Source organism: Rathayibacter sp. Leaf248, from assembly GCF_920939495.1.
In the GTDB taxonomy this organism is placed as follows: Bacteria; Actinomycetota; Actinomycetes; order Actinomycetales; family Microbacteriaceae; genus Rathayibacter; species Rathayibacter caricis.
In genome coordinates this window covers 882,668-897,893 of the sequence record NZ_CAKLAV010000001.1, presented here as the reverse complement: position 1 = coordinate 897,893, position 15,226 = coordinate 882,668, and the positions used below count along the sequence as shown (strand labels likewise).

The window sequence follows — 15,226 nt, the reverse complement described above, 5'->3', positions numbered from 1 at the left end:
GGAGACCCGATCGCGCGAGAGAGCCGATGAGAACTCGGCCGACTCTCACGACCGGGGTGCATTTCCTCGCCGAGTCCGCTCTCGGACCGAGGAGACGTCATCTCGACGTCGAGTCGAGTCGAGTCGTGCCCTTCAGGAGCGACGGCGATGGCCGCGCGCTACTCCACTCAGCTGGACTGCGAGCACCGTTGCTTCAGCGAGCAGCTCGCCCAGCACGGCGCCCGCAGGTCCCAGAAGCGAGGAGAACCCGAGGATCGAGGGCACCCCGACTATCGTCCCTGCCAACGCGCTGTATGCGATGACGTCGATGCGACGGAGTGCCACCAGGGCGAGGTTGCCCGTTGCGCGCGATGTGCAGACGACGAAGATCATCGCTCCGCACAGCGCCGCCACCTGCCAGGGGATGGTCGCGACGCCGGAGAAGATCAGCGATGAGGCGAAGGGTGCGATAGCTGTGAAGATTCCACCTGCTACGAGTCCGAATCCGGCATTGAGGAGAATCCCGCGGCGCGCGCGAGCCAGCCGCTCGTCCGCCGTCGATGCTCCGCCGACCCACGACTGCATGAGATTGGGAACGGCGATGAGAACGGTCAGATACATCCGCTGCAGGCGTTCCGCAGCGGCGAACACGGAGACTGCTCCGGGAGCGACGATCGAGACGAGCGCTACGGGGAGTGCGATGTAGACCGCGCTCAGTGCCCGTCCGCTCAAGGCGGCGAGTTGACTGCGGACCGTGCGTGCGAGCCTCCCAACGGAGAGCCTCTGGAAGTCCGCGAATCGGACTCCGGTCCGCTGGAGGCCGAGCAGGGGGGCCGCAACACCGGGCAGGATCAGAGCCACCGCGCCGTACACCCACAGGCCGAGTCCGCTCAACATGAGGAGGGAGGCGACGACGACGGCGATCACTCGGGGGATCGCGTCGGTCACGACCAGTCGCCCCGGCTCACGCGTACCCACGAAGAACCAGGACAGGCTCAGGCCGGCTCCTGCAGTCCCTGCCGCGACCAGGGCTCCTTCGACTCGGAACGAGTCAGCGAGGAGGAACGCGATGGATCCGGCCGCGACCGCCAGGGGTGCGTACACCAGCGCTTTCGTCGAGGACGACAGGGCGAGCGTCTGTCTCCTGTTCCGGAGAGAAGCGCGGGCGACCCGTTGCGGACCGTTCAAGCCCCAGCCGAGCTCGACGAGTACGGCCGCCGCTGAGCCGATGGAGGTGCCGATCGCGACGCTCTGCCACCCGGGATCGCCGAAGCGGGAGGTGATCACCGGCAGTGCCAGGAGTGGACTGACCGCGCTGAGCATGGGAACCAGGAGGAAGCCGACCAGGCTCTTGACTCTGCTCACCGGGTCGGATCTCCGCCGGATGCACGCCCCTTCACTGGGCGCCCTGACGCGACCAGCTGAGCCAGGCCCGCCCGCTCTTCGCCGCTGCCGCGTCGAGCTGATCCGCCATCTCCGCCGGGGTGACGAGTGCGGCTGCATCGACAGCACGTATCCAAGCGTAGACATCGCTCGTGTCGTCGACGAGGAGAGGCGAGTCTTCGCGGTAGAGGTCCCTCAAGCTGCTCTGGCGCGGGCCTACGAACGGGGTTCGACTCTCGAGTGCTCGTATGGCGATACCGCTCTGGTAGAAGCGCTTGTAAGGGATCAGCACCACTGCCGCGGTGTCGATGAGCGCGTCGAGCTCCTCCTCGCTTACATAGCCGTCGTGCACCTCCCACCCCTCGACAGCGGGCCACCCGCGGCCCCAGATCTCGAAGCCGAAACCGTTCGTCGAGCGAGGCAGTGCAGCGAGGAGTTGCAGGTCCCGGTCGGCCTTGAACTGGCCGAGGACTCGCACCGCTGTTCTGGGCGAGGTCTTCGCCGACGGCCGTGCACGGACAGGCAGGACGGGATGCGGGACAACTTCGGCCAGATCCGCCAGCCCCTGTTCCTCGAGGACCGCGAAGGCGGCGGAGCTGTGGACGATGGCCGGGCGACCGCTGAAGAGGCTGCGCGCAAGCATCCGCCAGAAGCGGGAGTAGCCGACAGCCCGTACGAGCGGCTTGGGGTCGTGGAGGACGACCCCTACCCTCACCCCTGCCAGCCCGAGCATTCGGAGCAGTGCGAGGTCGATGTATCCGAGAACCGGCCATGTGACGATGAGAGTGCCGCCTCCGTCGCGTCTGAGACGGTGTCCTTCGCGCCAGACCGCGACGATGTAGTCGCGTATCCACGCGATCCGGCCGTTCTGCGATGCGGAAGGTTCGAAGACGGTCGTCACCGTCACGCGTCCGCCCGCGGCTTCGAGTGTGTGCCGCAAGGCCTCCGTGTAATGCAGGAGAGTGCCTCCCAGCGAATTCACGACGGCGATTTCATTCTCCCGCCGGGCGTTCATTTGTCGTTCCCTCTCAGATGTCCGCGGTGAAGCCATTCGTCCGCCACGTAACGTCCCTGGCGTGCCGGCAGACTGCTGCGGACCTGGCTCCTGCTGAGCGGGGTGCGGAGGGCCTCGAGGATGCTTGCGGCGAGCCCGGTGACCAGCGCCGACTCATCGACCTCGACCTCGACGACGTGATGACCGTGCTGCGCCAGCCAGTCGGCGAGACCGGTCTGCCGGGTGGTGACGATGGTGAGACCTTGCGCGAGCGCCTCCTTGATCGGTAAGCCGATCTGCTCTCTCCACCGCCCGTGGGGGAGCGAGGGAGCGACGAGCACGGAAGCGTCTCGCAGGCGGTCGAGGACGGCCGTTCGCGGGAGACGTCCTTCGTACAGCCTTGTCGAAGGCGATTCGTCCGCCCATGCTCCGACGCGCGAGGACAGGGGACCCGGACCGATGATGGTGAGTCTCGCTCCATCCGAAGCACTCTCCACGAGCTCCCAGGCATCGAGAAGGACCTCGATCCCCTTGCGGGTCTCGAGAACGCCGATGAAGACGGCGGCACCCGATTCGGCCGTGGTGTCGATCGCGGCACTCGCTGAAGGCAGTTCTTGGACCGTCACGTTCTCGATGGATCCGACCAGGGGGATCGAGTGGTACACCGACCTCGAACCCTCGCTGGCGAAGGCGATCCGATCGATCATGACCGTCATGTAGAGACCCAGGGCACCCCCGAACAGCCGCGCCACCCACCGGGGAACCGGCCTGACGCCGCCTATCAGGGTCGGCAGATCATTGTTCTCCATCGCATAGGTCACGATCGTGCGAGGACGGCGGCGGAGGTGCCCGGTGAGTCGAAAGGCTGCTGCGATCACAGCCCCTTTCGGCAGGAACCTCATCCAGAGTGGTTCAGGCATCTCGAGGACGGTGCTTGTGGACCTCCAGAAGAGGCTCCACACGTCGCGAAGCGAGATCTTCTGAATCTCGTCAGGAACGTTCTCCCGATCGAGATCGTAGTTCTCAGTGAAATAGACCATCCTGGCGGGCGTCATCTCTCGATACCGCTCCAAATGGACTGCTCGCAGCTCCGGAACGAGACGGATCGAGTGCGGTTCAGGAGCAGTCAACGCAGCATGCCAGTGCGTCGACGCTTCTTGGGCAAGCGGATCGCCTCGAGAGCGGACTCGTAGCCGGCGCAGACGGCTTCCCACGAGTAGACGGAACGGCCGCGAGCGTAAGACTCCGAGCTCAGGCGCTCCTGGCGGGACTGATCGCGCATGAGGGAGCTGATCGCCGACACGATCGATGTCGGCGTCGGTTCGGCGAATTCCGCCGTGTCCGCGAGGACCTCGCGGTTGTACACCGTGTCACGCGCCACAGTCGGCGCCCCGCACGACATCGCCTGCACGAGAGCCGGATTCGTCCCTCCGACGCTGTGCCCATGGAAATAGACGCCCGCGTGCTGCCACAGAGCGAAGAGTTTGCGGTCGTCGCTGACGTGACCGAGCCAGGTGACCTTCTCCTCGGAGGCGGCCAGGTTCTCGGCCATCTCGTCGAGCTCGCCGCCGTAGCCGGAGGAGCCGACGATCACGACGGGCCACGTCTTGCCGATAGTTGCGGCAGCTTCCAGGAACTCGGGGACGGTGTTCTCGGGAACGAAGCGGGCGACGATCAGCACGTAGCCGCGGTGAGGAAAACCCTCGACTTCCGGAAGCGGCCCCGGGTCGTCGCCGCCGTAAGGGATGAACGTGCCGTCGCGCTTGAAGTCCTTCTTCCACCGCCGTGAGATCTCGACAGCGTCGTAGATCAGCTCGTCGCCGAACATCGCAGTCGCCTTCGCGCCACTGCGGAAGACGCCCTTCGCAAGCCGGCCCCATTTGGCGCGATCCCATTCGATCCCGTCGACGTTCACCGCGGTCGGGATGCCTCGCCCCCGGAGCAGCGGCAGCCAGAAGCCGTTGGCGACGTTCATCACCAGGGCGACATCCGGCTTGCGGCGGACGGCGTCCAGACATGCGGTGAGGCCGTAGGTGAGGGTGCTCAATGATTTGGACTCGATACCGCGTGTCACCCGAGTGCTCACCCGCGGATCGCGGCCGGGGTCGTCGTCCTTGGTCGAGCCGTCTCGGCCGTAGACCGTCACGTCCCAGCCCCGTTCAGCCAGGTACGGAGCGAGTCTGCGGACCGCGGTCTCGAAGCCTCCGTAGTAGCTCGGGTACCCGCGGGTCCCGATGATCGCAACGGACTTCGACATTCCGTCTCCGCCTCTCGATGAAGTGCTGGATGGATGGGTGTTGGGCGCGGACGTCCCGCTCGTGAGCGAGCCCGCCCCGGTCCGGTCGTTCAGCGGTGGCTTGTACAGCCGTCGCGCCTGCAGGATCTGCGCGGCCGCGGGAGCCAGTGTCCGTGCACCGTTGAGGCTGCGTCGCGCGATCGCCACCGCGAAGTCCCTGCGGCTCGGCCCGATCTCGGGGTGCTCGAGTCGGTACTCGCGCTCCGGAGGAAGGAGCGCCCGCGACACCAGGCGCGGCCGCTCGCTCCACGGTGCGGTCGTGATCGCCGCGAGCCACGCCGCGGCTCTGCCCGCACCGACGGAGGAGGCATGCAGATTCCATGCGGCGAGAGCGCGCGGGTCGAAGGGGGCTTCGGGCGTCTCGAGGCCGATCTGCTGCAGGAACGGTCGAAGGGTCTCGACGGACCCCGTCCTGGTTGCGAATTCGACGAGAACCTCCGCATCCAGATCCGCCCGGCCGCCGGACCACTCCTCGACGAGCTCGGCGAGTTCGGAGCGGTTGCGTGCGACGTGCATCTCGCGCAGGCAGTGGAGGGCGAGCATGGCGGAATTCGCGACGGGGTCAGCGCAGACCACCTCGGTCTCGGCGATCCGAGTGGTCCCTCGCCGGGCCCAGATCGTCTCGAAGACGTGTTTCTCCGGAGCGAGGAACCCGAGGAAGCCGTGGTGCACGTCGATGTCGCAGGGCCATTCCGGGTGGAAGAGAGTGACGGCGTGATTCTCCAGAATCCTCGGCACATCGGCGACGAACCTCTCCTGCCACCCTCGGAGTCGGAGTGCGGTGACGAGATCCCCGATCTTCTCAGGGTCGACGAGCACGTCGGCGTCGCTCGACATGCGAGGAGAGCGCAGCTTCTGCTCGGAGAGCACCGGACCCTTCACACAGAGCGACCGGACGCCGATGCTCTCAGCGACGTGCGCGGTGAGGGCATGGGCCAGTTGGACGGCCGTCGCGACGCCGAGCGCTCGTGCGTCACTCACGATGCCCTCCGTGCGGCGTCGACGGACGCTTCCGCCGCCGAGACGATGATGTGGGCGTCCGCCAGCTGTACGAGGAACGCGGAGACGTCCTCGAGGATCGCCGCCCGCCCTCTATTGAAAGCCCCGGCGAGGTGGCGAGCGATGTCCTCCTGAGAGGAGACGCCGTCGATCTCATTCCAGACGGCGAGAGCCGAGCCCGTGAGCACGAGGGGACGAGATTCCTCGTGGTCGAGCTCGAGGAGAGTGACCTTGGAGGTCTCCTCGATGACGGCGATCGATGCCGCCTTCCTCCATGCTCGACTACTCGCGGTCAACAGCCCACTCGCTCCGTATTCCACCTGGTGTCGTCAGTGCGCCGCGGTCTGAGCCGCGTACTTCGCCTCGGTCGCAGCCTTCTGCGGACGCCACCAGGACTCGTTCTCGCGGTACCACTTCACGGTCGCGGCGAGGCCGGACTCGAAGTCGGTGTAGCGGGGCTCCCAGCCGAGCTCGGAGCGCAGGCGGGTCGAGTCGATCGCGTAGCGGAGATCGTGACCGGGGCGGTCGGTGACGTGGTCGAAGGCGTTCTCGGCGAGGCCGAACTCGTCGAGGATCAGCGTGACGACCTCGAGGTTGTTCTTCTCGCCGTCGGCGCCGATGAGGTAGGTCTCGCCGATCTCACCGCGGTCGATGATCGCCCAGACACCGCTGTTGTGGTCGTCGACGTGGATCCAGTCGCGCACGTTCTCGCCGGCTCCGTAGAGCTTCGGGCGGATGCCGTCGATGACGTTCGTGATCTGGCGGGGGATGAACTTCTCGACGTGCTGGTAGGGCCCGTAGTTGTTGGAGCAGTTCGAGATCGTCGCCTTCACGCCGAACGAGCGGACCCAGGCGCGTACAAGCAGGTCGCTGCCGGCCTTGGTCGAGGAGTAAGGGCTCGAGGGGTTGTACGGCGTCTGCTCGGTGAACTTCGCCGGGTCGTCGAGTTCGAGGTCGCCGTAGACCTCGTCGGTCGAGATGTGGTGGTAGCGGACGTCGTGCTTCCGGACGGCCTGCAGCAGGGTGTAAGTGCCGATGATGTTGGTCTCGAGGAACGGGGCCGGGTCGTTCAGCGAGTTGTCGTTGTGCGACTCGGCGGCGAAGTGGACGACCAGATCGGACTCGGCGACGAGCCGGTCGACGAGATCGGCATCGGCGATGTCTCCCTCGACCAGGGTGATGCGGTCGGCGACGGGCGCGAGGGAGTCGCGGTTGCCGGCGTAGGTCAGCTTGTCGAGCACCGTGATCTCGCTGTCCGGGCGCTCGCTCAGCGTGAGGTGGACGAAGTTGCTGCCGATGAAGCCGGCGCCGCCGGTGACGAGGATTCGCACGAGTGCTCCTGCAGGTGGTGTGGGCTGGTGGACTGAGGGAACGGAGGCGGTGTCGCTCGTCATCGACGGTAGTGCAGGAGCGATGCGCGGCTCGTCGTCAGAACGACGAGGACTCGAGCGCGAGGAGCCGCTGGAGGTAGGCACCGTAGCCGCTCTTGACCAGCGGTGCGGCGAGCTCGGCGAGCGCGGAGTCGTCGATCCAGCCGTTGCGCCAGGCGATCTCCTCGATGCACCCGATCTTGAAGCCCTGGCGCTGCTCGATCACCCTGACGAACTCGGTCGCCTCGATCATCGAGTCGAACGTGCCGGTGTCGAGCCACGCGGTGCCGCGGTCCAGGACCTGGACGTTCAGCCGGTCGGCTTCGAGGTATCGCTCGTTGATCGTCGAGATCTCGAGCTCGCCTCGGGCCGACGGACGGATCGTCTTGGCGATCGCCACCACGTCGTTGTCATAGAAGTACAGTCCGGGTACCGCGTAATTGCTCTTCGGCCTCGCCGGCTTCTCCTCGATCGAGAGGGCGTGGAAGTCCGCGTCGAACTCCACCACGCCGTACGCCCGCGGGTCCGCGACCTGGTAGGCGAAGATCACGGCGCCCTCGACATCGGCGTTGGCGGCGAGGGCGGTGCCCAGCGCCGTCCCGTGGAAGATGTTGTCGCCCAGGACGAGTGCGACCGAGTCGTCGCCGATGAACTCCTCGCCGATCAGGAACGCCTGCGCGAGCCCGTCCGGCGACTCCTGCACGGCGTAGGAGAGCGACATTCCCAGCGAGGCGCCGTCGCCCAGCAGCGACTTGAACTGCTCGTTGTACTCGGGAGTGGTGATGACGAGGACCTCGCGGATCCCGGCCATCATCAGCGTCGACAGCGGGTAGTACACCATCGGCTTGTCGTAGATCGGCATCAGCTGCTTGGAGATGCCCTTGGTGATCGGCCAGAGCCGCGTGCCCGAACCGCCCGCGAGGATGATGCCCTTCACGAGGACACCCCGATCGCGGGGACGAGGGCGGGCGCGGAGGAAGCGGGAGGGGTCCCGATCGCCGAGGAGGAGGAGCGCTGATGGATCTGCACGGTGCTCGACACTAATCGCTGCGTGTTTCGTCTCCGTTGCCTGGCGCGCTCCGGGAGCGCTTTCCGAGGGCGAGGCCTGGCCCCCCTTCGTATGGCACGCGACGCCTCCAACGCTCGCGAAAATCCTCCGAGTATCATTGCCGCGTTATGGCACGCATCTACGACTGCTCCGTCGACACGGACCTCCTCACCGGCACTCGTCTCGCGCGGACGGCGATCGGGCGGGGTGAGCTGGTCGTCCTGCCGACCGACACGGTCTACGGAGTCGCCGCGAACGCCTTCGACGCCGCGGCCGTGCAGCGCCTGCTCGACGCGAAGGGACGTACGAGGCAGTCGCCTCCGCCCGTGCTCATCGGAGACGTGGCGGCACTCGACGCTCTCGCCGAGAACGTCCCCGACGCCGTGCGCGAGCTCGCGAAGGCGTTCTGGCCCGGCGGTCTGACGATCGTGCTGCACGCGCAGCCGTCGCTCATCTGGGATCTGGGGGAGACCCGGGGGACCGTGGCGCTGCGGATGCCCGACAATCCTGTGACGCTCGAGCTACTCGCCGAGACGGGGCCTCTGGCCGTGTCCTCCGCGAACCGGACCGGCCGTCCCTCCGCCACCACCGCCCAGGAGGCGTTCGAGCAGCTCGGCGACGCGGTCGACGTGTACCTCGACGCGGGGACTGCGGGGACCGGCTACGGGGAACGTCCCGCAGGAGCGAGCGAGTCGTCGACGATCGTCGACGCAACGGCGCTCAGCTTCGACGGCGGCACCCTGCGCATCCTGCGCCAGGGCGTTGTCTCCGCCGAGCGGATCCGCGAGGTGGTCGGTGCGCTGCTGCCCGGCGAGACCGACGACGTGCCGACGTCCGGCGACACCACCGAGGCGACGGACGACTCCGTCTCGACGGAGGCGCGGGACGAGCCGGCTCCCTCCGCCCGACCCGACTGGGCCTCCGGAGCGCGCCTGCAGGACGAGCCGAGCGGCACCGCGCGCCCCGACTCCGCCCCGGGTGAGTAGCCCGTGATCGCCTTCGTCCTCGTCTCGCTCGCCTGCGCGGTCGTGACGTTCGTTCTGTCCTTCGCGATCTGGCGGCTGGCCCTGCGCTACCGGCTCTATCCGAAGATCCGCAATCGCGACGTGCACACGCGGCCCACGCCCCGTCTCGGCGGGATCGCCATGTTCCTCGGGATGGTGGCGTCGTTCGGTATCGCCTCGCAGGTCCCGTACTTCCGGCTCGTGTTCGCGAACCCCGAGCCGATCCTCGCGATCCTCGGGGCGAGCCTCCTCATCGTCCTGATCGGGGTCGCCGACGACATCTGGGACCTCGACTGGACCACGAAGCTCGCCGGTCAGCTGATCGCGGCCGGTCTGATCGCCTGGAAGGGCGTGCAGATCGTGTCGCTGCCCATCGGCGGGCTCACGGTCGGATCGCCGTGGATGTCGCTGATCATCACGGTGCTCGCCATCGTCCTCGTGACCAACGCCCTGAACTTCATCGACGGCCTGGACGGTCTGGTCGCCGGCGTCGCACTGATCGCCAACGGCGTGTTCTTCCTCTACAGCTACCTGCTCGTCCAGCGGACGTCGCCCACCGACTACTTCAACCTCGCCTCGCTGATCGCGGTCGTGCTGGTCGGGGCGTGCGCGGGCTTCCTCCCGATCAACTGGCGGCCCGCGCGCATGTTCATGGGCGACGGGGGAGCGCTGCTCGTCGGGATGCTGATGGCCACGGCCGCGATCGCCGTCACCGGGCAGATCGACCCCGCTCAGTTGAAGGCGAAGGAGCTCCTGCCGGCGTTCATCCCGATCATCCTGCCGTTCGCGGTGCTGATCGTGCCGCTGATGGACTTCGGCCTCGCCGTGATCCGCAGGCTCCGCGCGGGGAAGTCGCCGTTCAGCGCCGACCGCAAGCACCTCCACCACCGTCTCCTCGACATGGGGCACTCGCACCTGCACGCTGTCCTGATCTTCTACTCCTGGACAGCGGTCGTCGCTTTCGGCTGCCTCCTGATCTTCGTCGTCGACGTGATCTGGATCCCGCTCGCGTTCCTCGGTGTCGGGCTGCTCGCCTGCACGGTCGTCACGCTCGCTCCACTGAGCCGCCGCAAGAAGCTCGAAGCCGCCGCCCAGTCGGCGGAGGCGTCCCCCGTACTCGATCCCCTCGACCGCGCGTCCGCAGCAGACCCGGTCGACACTCCGGTCGGCCTGCCGATCGGCCTGGACACCGCAGCGCCCTCCGCGGCGCGGAAGGAAGCATCATGACCGGAGACACCCCGGCCACCACCCGTCCCCAGCCCGCCTCCGTGCCCATCCTGCGCCGCACCCTCGTGCTGGGCGGCGTGTTCATCGCCGCTCTCGCCGTGGTCGGCGCGATCGTCGGCGCCCTGGTCGCCGGGGGAGAGGGCGCGATCGGCGCGCTCGTCGGGGCGGTCATCGGCGGAGTGATGGTCGCGCTCACGGCGGTGAGCATCCTGGTCGCGAACCGGCTCGACATCGGCGGCTTCTTCGCCGTCGTGCTCGGCATGTGGCTGGCGAAGTTCGTGCTGTTCGTCATCGCGGCCCTGGTCCTCCGCGACCAGCCGTGGCTGAACAGCACGGCCATGTTCGTGACGATCATCGTCGCGGTGCTCGGCTCACTCGCGATCGACGTCCTCGTGGTGTCGCGTTCGCGGATGCCGAACGTGAGCGACATCGCCAGGTGAACGCCACCCGTGCACTGTCTGAGAACGAGACGATTCGGCTCTCAGGCCGTTCTGTTGCTACAGTAGGGACGAATCCGCAGGCGAACGTGTGCCCGTCCTCAGGTCGTCTCATCGTTGATGTCGGTCGTCGAGTACGAGCGTCGTCCGAGCGGAAAGACCCCCACCTTTCGTCGTCGCGAGAGCGTTGTGTCCGAATGATGAAGATCATCCGGTTGCCGCGTGCCACGCCCCGAATTCCAGGAGCTAGCGCTGTTTGCTAACGCTGTGACCCTGTTGGTCTCTGCCTCGACCGGTGAGAGTGACTTCCACACCCCGTCGATCTCTGAGTTCTTCCCGCCCGGTTTCCTCTTCGTGGACACCCCCTTCGAGATCAACCGCGTCATGATGGTCCGCTTCATCGCGGTCATCGCGCTGATGCTGTTCTTCTGGCTCGGGACGCGCAAGATGCGCATCGTGCCCGGACGCTTCCAGAGCGTCGTCGAGATGGCCTTCGACTTCGTGCGCGTCACGATCGCGAAGGACATCCTCGGCGAGAAGGACGCACGCCGCTTCCTGCCGATCCTGGTGACGATCTTCTTCGCGATCATCGCGATGAACCTCACCGGCATCGTGCCGTTCCTCAACATCGCGGGAACGTCCGTCGTCGGCATGCCGCTCTTCCTCGGTCTGGTGGCCTACGTCACCTTCATCTACGCCGGCATCAAGGACCGCGGGATGGGCTTCTTCAAGAACGCCCTGTTCCCGCCCGGAGCCCCGTTCCTCATCTACTTCATCCTCACGCCGATCGAGCTGCTGCAGACGTTCATCATCCGTCCGCTCTCGCTCGCCCTGCGACTGGTCATGAACATGATCGTCGGGCACCTCCTGCTGGTCCTCTGCTTCTCGGCCACGCAGTTCTTCCTCTTCAGCTCGCAGGTCGACCCGGGCTTCAAGCTCTTCGGTGTCGTGACCTTCGCCTTCGGAGGCGCCTTCACGCTCTTCGAGCTGCTCGTCGCCGTCCTCCAGGCGTACATCTTCACTCTTCTCGCTGCGGTCTACATCCAGTTGGCCGTCGCCGAGGAGCACTGACACCTCAACTCACGGGCTCCCACCCGTTCATACGATCACCCCACTGAAAGGACCCACTCGTGGACTCAGTCACCGTTCTCGCCGAACTCACCGGCAACATCGCGACGGTCGGTTACGGCCTCGCAGCGATCGGCCCCGGCATCGGTGTCGGCATCGTCGCGGGCAAGACCGTCGAGGCGATGGCGCGCCAGCCCGAGATGGCCGGCCGCCTCCAGACCACGATGTTCCTCGGCATCGCGTTCACCGAGGTGCTCGCCCTCATCGGCCTCGCCACCTACTTCATCTTCGCGGCGTAGTCGTGTTCAGCACCGCTGTGAACATCGCTGCGGAAGAAGGTGACGTCCCCGCGGTCATTCTGATCCCGGAGTTCTACGACTTCTTCTGGTCGGGGGTGATCTTCCTCATCCTCCTGTTCTTCTTCTGGAAGCTGGTCCTGCCGCGCATCCAGAAGCTGCTCGACGCGCGGTCCGCCGCCATCGAGGGGAACATCGCCAAGGCCGACGAGGCTCAGCGCCAGGCGGAAGCCGCTCTCGAGAAGTACACCGCTCAGCTCGCGGAAGCGCGCGCCGAAGCCGGAGTGATCCGCGAGAAGGCCAACGCCGACGGCAACGCGATCGTGGCGGCGAAGAAGGAGCAGGCTCAGGCCGAGGCCGAGCGCATCCTGCACAACGCGCACGCCCAGATCGAGGCGGACCGTCAGGCCGCCGTCGTCGCCCTGCGCTCCGAAGTCGGAACCCTCGCCATCGACCTCGCCTCCGGCGTGATCGGCGAGAGCCTCAACGACGACGCGAAGGCGTCCGCGATCGTGGACCGCTTCCTCGCCGACCTCGAGGCCTCGGAGAAGGCGAACAGCTGATGGGGAGCGCGTCACGACAGGCCCTGGCTGCCGCGAAGGCGGAGCTGTCCGCGTTCCACGGCCACGTGTCGCTCGAGGACGCTCAGCAGCTCTTCGAAGCGGCGCGGGTCATCGACTCGCAGGCCCAGCTGCGTTCGGCCCTCTCGGACCCGAGCGTGGACGCGGCGACCAAGCGGGCTCTCGTGGCTCGCGTGTTCGCTCCGTTCGGGGTCAACGCGAAGCGCCTGCTGACCGTGATCGCGGGCCACCGCTGGTCGAGCCCGAGCGACCTCGTCGCCGGGATCGAGGAGGTCGGGGTCCGTGCGATCGCGACGTCCGCTCCGGAGGGCGTCTCGATCGAGCGCGAGCTGCAGATGTTCGGCGCGGTCGTCTCGTCCGACGCCGAGCTCGAGCTGGCTCTCGGCAGCAAGCTGGCCGCGTCCGACTCGAAGGTCTCGCTCGTCCAGCGCCTCCTCGAGGGCAAGGCCTCGGCTGAGACCCTCGCGATCCTCCGGCAGCTGATCGCGCACCCGCGCGGTCGTCGCATCCCGGAGCTCGTGCGATTCGCCGCCGGCGTCGTCGCCGACCAGGGCGGCTTCACCATCGCCACGGTCTCGGTCGCGTCCCCGCTCCCGCCGCACCAGCTCGACCGGCTCCGGTCCGCGCTCTCGCGGCAGTACGACCGGCCCGTCTCCGTCAACATGCTCGTCGATCCCTCCCTCCTGGGCGGCATGCGACTGCAGGTCGGCGACGAGGTCATCGACGGGACCGTGTCCGCACGGCTCTCCGACCTGAAGCTCCAGCTCGCGTCCTGACGGACGCACGTATCCTCAGGAAGCGGCTCGCGCCGCCTCCGACCTCCGCACCACCAGGTCAGGCCCCGACGACCGCTTCGGCTCGCACGGACCCAACGAATAGGAATTCCCATGGCAGATATCACCATCAGCCCGGATGAGATCCGCGACGCGCTGAAGGACTTCGTCTCGTCGTACGAGCCGGGCAAGGCCTCCACCACCGAGGTCGGCTACGTCATCGACGCCGCCGACGGCATCGCCCACGTCGAGGGACTCCCCGGCGTCATGGCCAACGAGCTCATCCGCTTCTCGAACGGTGTCCTGGGTCTCGCCCAGAACCTCGATGAGAACGAGATCGGCGTCGTCGTCCTCGGCGAGTTCTCCGGCATCGAGGAGGGCATGGAGGTCACCCGCACGGGCGAGGTCCTCTCCGTCCCCGTCGGTGACGGTTACCTCGGCCGTGTGGTCGACCCGCTCGGCAACCCGATCGACGGCCTCGGCGACATCGCCTCCGAGGGTCGTCGCGCGCTCGAGCTGCAGGCGCCCGGCGTCATGTCGCGCAAGTCGGTCCACGAGCCGCTGCAGACGGGCATCAAGGCCATCGACGCGATGATCCCCGTCGGCCGAGGCCAGCGCCAGCTGATCATCGGCGACCGCCAGACCGGCAAGACGGCCATCGCGATCGACACGATCATCAACCAGAAGGCCAACTGGGAGTCGGGCGACACGAACAAGCAGGTCCGCTGCATCTACGTCGCCATCGGCCAGAAGGGCTCGACCATCGCCTCGGTGAAGGGCGCGCTCGAGGACGCCGGAGCCATGGAGTACACGACCATCGTCGCGTCCCCGGCCTCCGACCCCGCCGGCTTCAAGTACCTCGCCCCCTACACCGGCTCGGCCATCGGCCAGCACTGGATGTACGGCGGCAAGCACGTCCTGATCATCTTCGACGACCTGTCGAAGCAGGCCGAGGCCTACCGCGCCGTGTCGCTCCTCCTGCGCCGCCCGCCGGGACGCGAGGCGTACCCGGGTGACGTCTTCTACCTGCACTCCCGCCTGCTGGAGCGTTGCGCGAAACTGTCCGACGAGCTGGGCGCCGGATCGATGACGGGTCTGCCGATCATCGAGACCAAGGCCAACGACGTCTCGGCGTACATCCCGACCAACGTGATCTCGATCACCGACGGCCAGATCTTCCTCCAGTCGGACCTCTTCAACGCCAACCAGCGTCCGGCGGTCGACGTGGGCATCTCGGTCTCGCGAGTCGGCGGCGACGCCCAGGTCAAGTCGATCAAGAAGGTCTCGGGAACGCTGAAGCTCGAGCTCGCGCAGTACCGCTCGCTCGAGGCCTTCGCGATGTTCGCGTCCGACCTCGACGCGGCCTCGCGCCGCCAGCTCGCTCGTGGCGCGCGCCTGACCGAGCTGCTCAAGCAGCCGCAGTACTCGCCGTACCCCGTGGAGGAGCAGGTCGTCTCGATCTGGGCCGGCACGAACGGCAAGCTCGACGAGGTGCCCGTCCCCGACGTGCTGCGCTTCGAGCGCGAGCTGCTCGACTACCTGGGCCGCAACACGCAGGTCCTCTCCACGCTGCGCGACACCAACGTGCTCTCGGACGACGTCGTCGCCGAGCTGTCCCGTGCCGTCGACGGTTTCAAGCTCGAGTTCCAGACCGGTGAGGGCAAGCCCCTCGCCTCGGTCGGGCGCGAGGAGCACCAGGCGATCTCGGCCGACGAGGTCGGCCAGGAGAAGATCGTCAAGGGCCGTCGCTAACAGCGGCACCCCGGCGATT

Annotated in this window: 15 protein-coding genes and 1 pseudogene; 8 read left to right on the top strand and 8 right to left on the bottom strand. The window is 67.2% G+C overall.

All coding sequences use genetic code 11. The annotated features are described in order from the left end of the window. Positions 1–132 precede the first annotated feature (132 nt). The 8 genes and pseudogenes from LRG51_RS04490 to rfbA all read right to left on the bottom strand — a co-directional run bounded on the left by LRG51_RS04490 (position 133) and on the right by rfbA (position 7,958). Entirely contained in the window at positions 133–927 is a 795-nt protein-coding gene (locus tag LRG51_RS04490) for a hypothetical protein (RefSeq protein ID WP_230671379.1), read from the bottom strand. Positions 928–1,375: 448 nt separating this feature from the next. Continuing rightward, positions 1,376–2,377 (bottom strand): hypothetical protein, encoded by a 1,002-nt coding sequence (locus LRG51_RS04485; RefSeq protein ID WP_055794720.1) that lies wholly within the window; start codon positions 2,375–2,377, stop codon positions 1,376–1,378. Beyond that, positions 2,374–3,396, bottom strand: a complete 1,023-nt coding sequence (locus tag LRG51_RS04480) for a glycosyltransferase family 4 protein (protein ID WP_230671377.1) — start codon at positions 3,394–3,396, stop codon at positions 2,374–2,376. Before LRG51_RS04480 ends, LRG51_RS04485 begins: the two co-directional genes overlap by 4 nt. 86 nt (positions 3,397–3,482) lie before the next feature. Further along, a complete protein-coding gene (locus LRG51_RS04475; RefSeq protein ID WP_230671375.1) occupies positions 3,483–4,799 on the bottom strand; it encodes a glycosyltransferase in 1,317 nt (438 codons plus the stop codon). A gap of 312 nt (positions 4,800–5,111) precedes the next feature. Then, positions 5,112–5,522 (bottom strand): annotated as a pseudogene (locus tag LRG51_RS19630) (nucleotidyltransferase family protein); the annotation flags it as partial. A 107-nt stretch (positions 5,523–5,629) separates the two neighbouring features. Then, on the bottom strand, positions 5,630–5,839 hold the full coding sequence (locus LRG51_RS19625; RefSeq protein WP_442965585.1) for a PqqD family protein: 210 nt from the start codon (positions 5,837–5,839) through the stop codon (positions 5,630–5,632). A 141-nt stretch (positions 5,840–5,980) separates the two neighbouring features. Beyond that, on the bottom strand, positions 5,981–6,982 hold the full coding sequence (gene rfbB, locus LRG51_RS04465; RefSeq protein WP_055794715.1) for a dTDP-glucose 4,6-dehydratase: 1,002 nt from the start codon (positions 6,980–6,982) through the stop codon (positions 5,981–5,983). 97 nt (positions 6,983–7,079) lie between these two features. Further along, positions 7,080–7,958 carry a glucose-1-phosphate thymidylyltransferase RfbA gene (rfbA, locus tag LRG51_RS04460; protein ID WP_055794712.1) on the bottom strand — a complete coding sequence of 293 codons (879 nt, stop codon included), beginning with the start codon at positions 7,956–7,958 and terminating at the stop codon, positions 7,080–7,082. 239 nt (positions 7,959–8,197) lie between these two features. On the opposite strand from rfbA, the gene LRG51_RS04455 reads away from it, so the two are divergent. The 8 genes from LRG51_RS04455 to atpA all read left to right on the top strand — a co-directional run bounded on the left by LRG51_RS04455 (position 8,198) and on the right by atpA (position 15,207). Further along, a complete protein-coding gene (locus LRG51_RS04455; RefSeq protein WP_082481777.1) occupies positions 8,198–9,055 on the top strand; it encodes an L-threonylcarbamoyladenylate synthase in 858 nt (285 codons plus the stop codon). Between the two features lie 3 nt (positions 9,056–9,058). After that, entirely contained in the window at positions 9,059–10,300 is a 1,242-nt protein-coding gene (locus tag LRG51_RS04450; protein ID WP_055794710.1) for an MraY family glycosyltransferase, read from the top strand. Further along, positions 10,297–10,740 (top strand): hypothetical protein, encoded by a 444-nt coding sequence (locus LRG51_RS04445; RefSeq protein ID WP_055794707.1) that lies wholly within the window; start codon positions 10,297–10,299, stop codon positions 10,738–10,740. The genes LRG51_RS04450 and LRG51_RS04445 overlap by 4 nt, the downstream gene beginning before the upstream one ends. Before the next feature lie 264 nt (positions 10,741–11,004). After that, positions 11,005–11,808: a F0F1 ATP synthase subunit A gene (gene atpB, locus LRG51_RS04440; protein WP_055794705.1), complete on the top strand. Its 804-nt coding sequence runs from the start codon at positions 11,005–11,007 to the stop codon at positions 11,806–11,808. A 59-nt stretch (positions 11,809–11,867) separates the two neighbouring features. After that, the gene (locus tag LRG51_RS04435; RefSeq protein ID WP_055794702.1) at positions 11,868–12,104 is read left to right on the top strand and encodes an ATP synthase F0 subunit C; all 237 of its coding nucleotides are present in this window, start codon (positions 11,868–11,870) and stop codon (positions 12,102–12,104) included. A gap of 2 nt (positions 12,105–12,106) precedes the next feature. Continuing rightward, positions 12,107–12,664 carry a F0F1 ATP synthase subunit B gene (locus LRG51_RS04430; RefSeq protein ID WP_055794700.1) on the top strand — a complete coding sequence of 186 codons (558 nt, stop codon included), beginning with the start codon at positions 12,107–12,109 and terminating at the stop codon, positions 12,662–12,664. Then, entirely contained in the window at positions 12,664–13,458 is a 795-nt protein-coding gene (locus LRG51_RS04425) for a F0F1 ATP synthase subunit delta (protein WP_055794698.1), read from the top strand. Before LRG51_RS04430 ends, LRG51_RS04425 begins: the two co-directional genes overlap by 1 nt. Positions 13,459–13,569: 111 nt before the next feature. Then, positions 13,570–15,207: a F0F1 ATP synthase subunit alpha gene (atpA, locus tag LRG51_RS04420; RefSeq protein ID WP_230671371.1), complete on the top strand. Its 1,638-nt coding sequence runs from the start codon at positions 13,570–13,572 to the stop codon at positions 15,205–15,207. Positions 15,208–15,226: the final 19 nt, after the last annotated feature.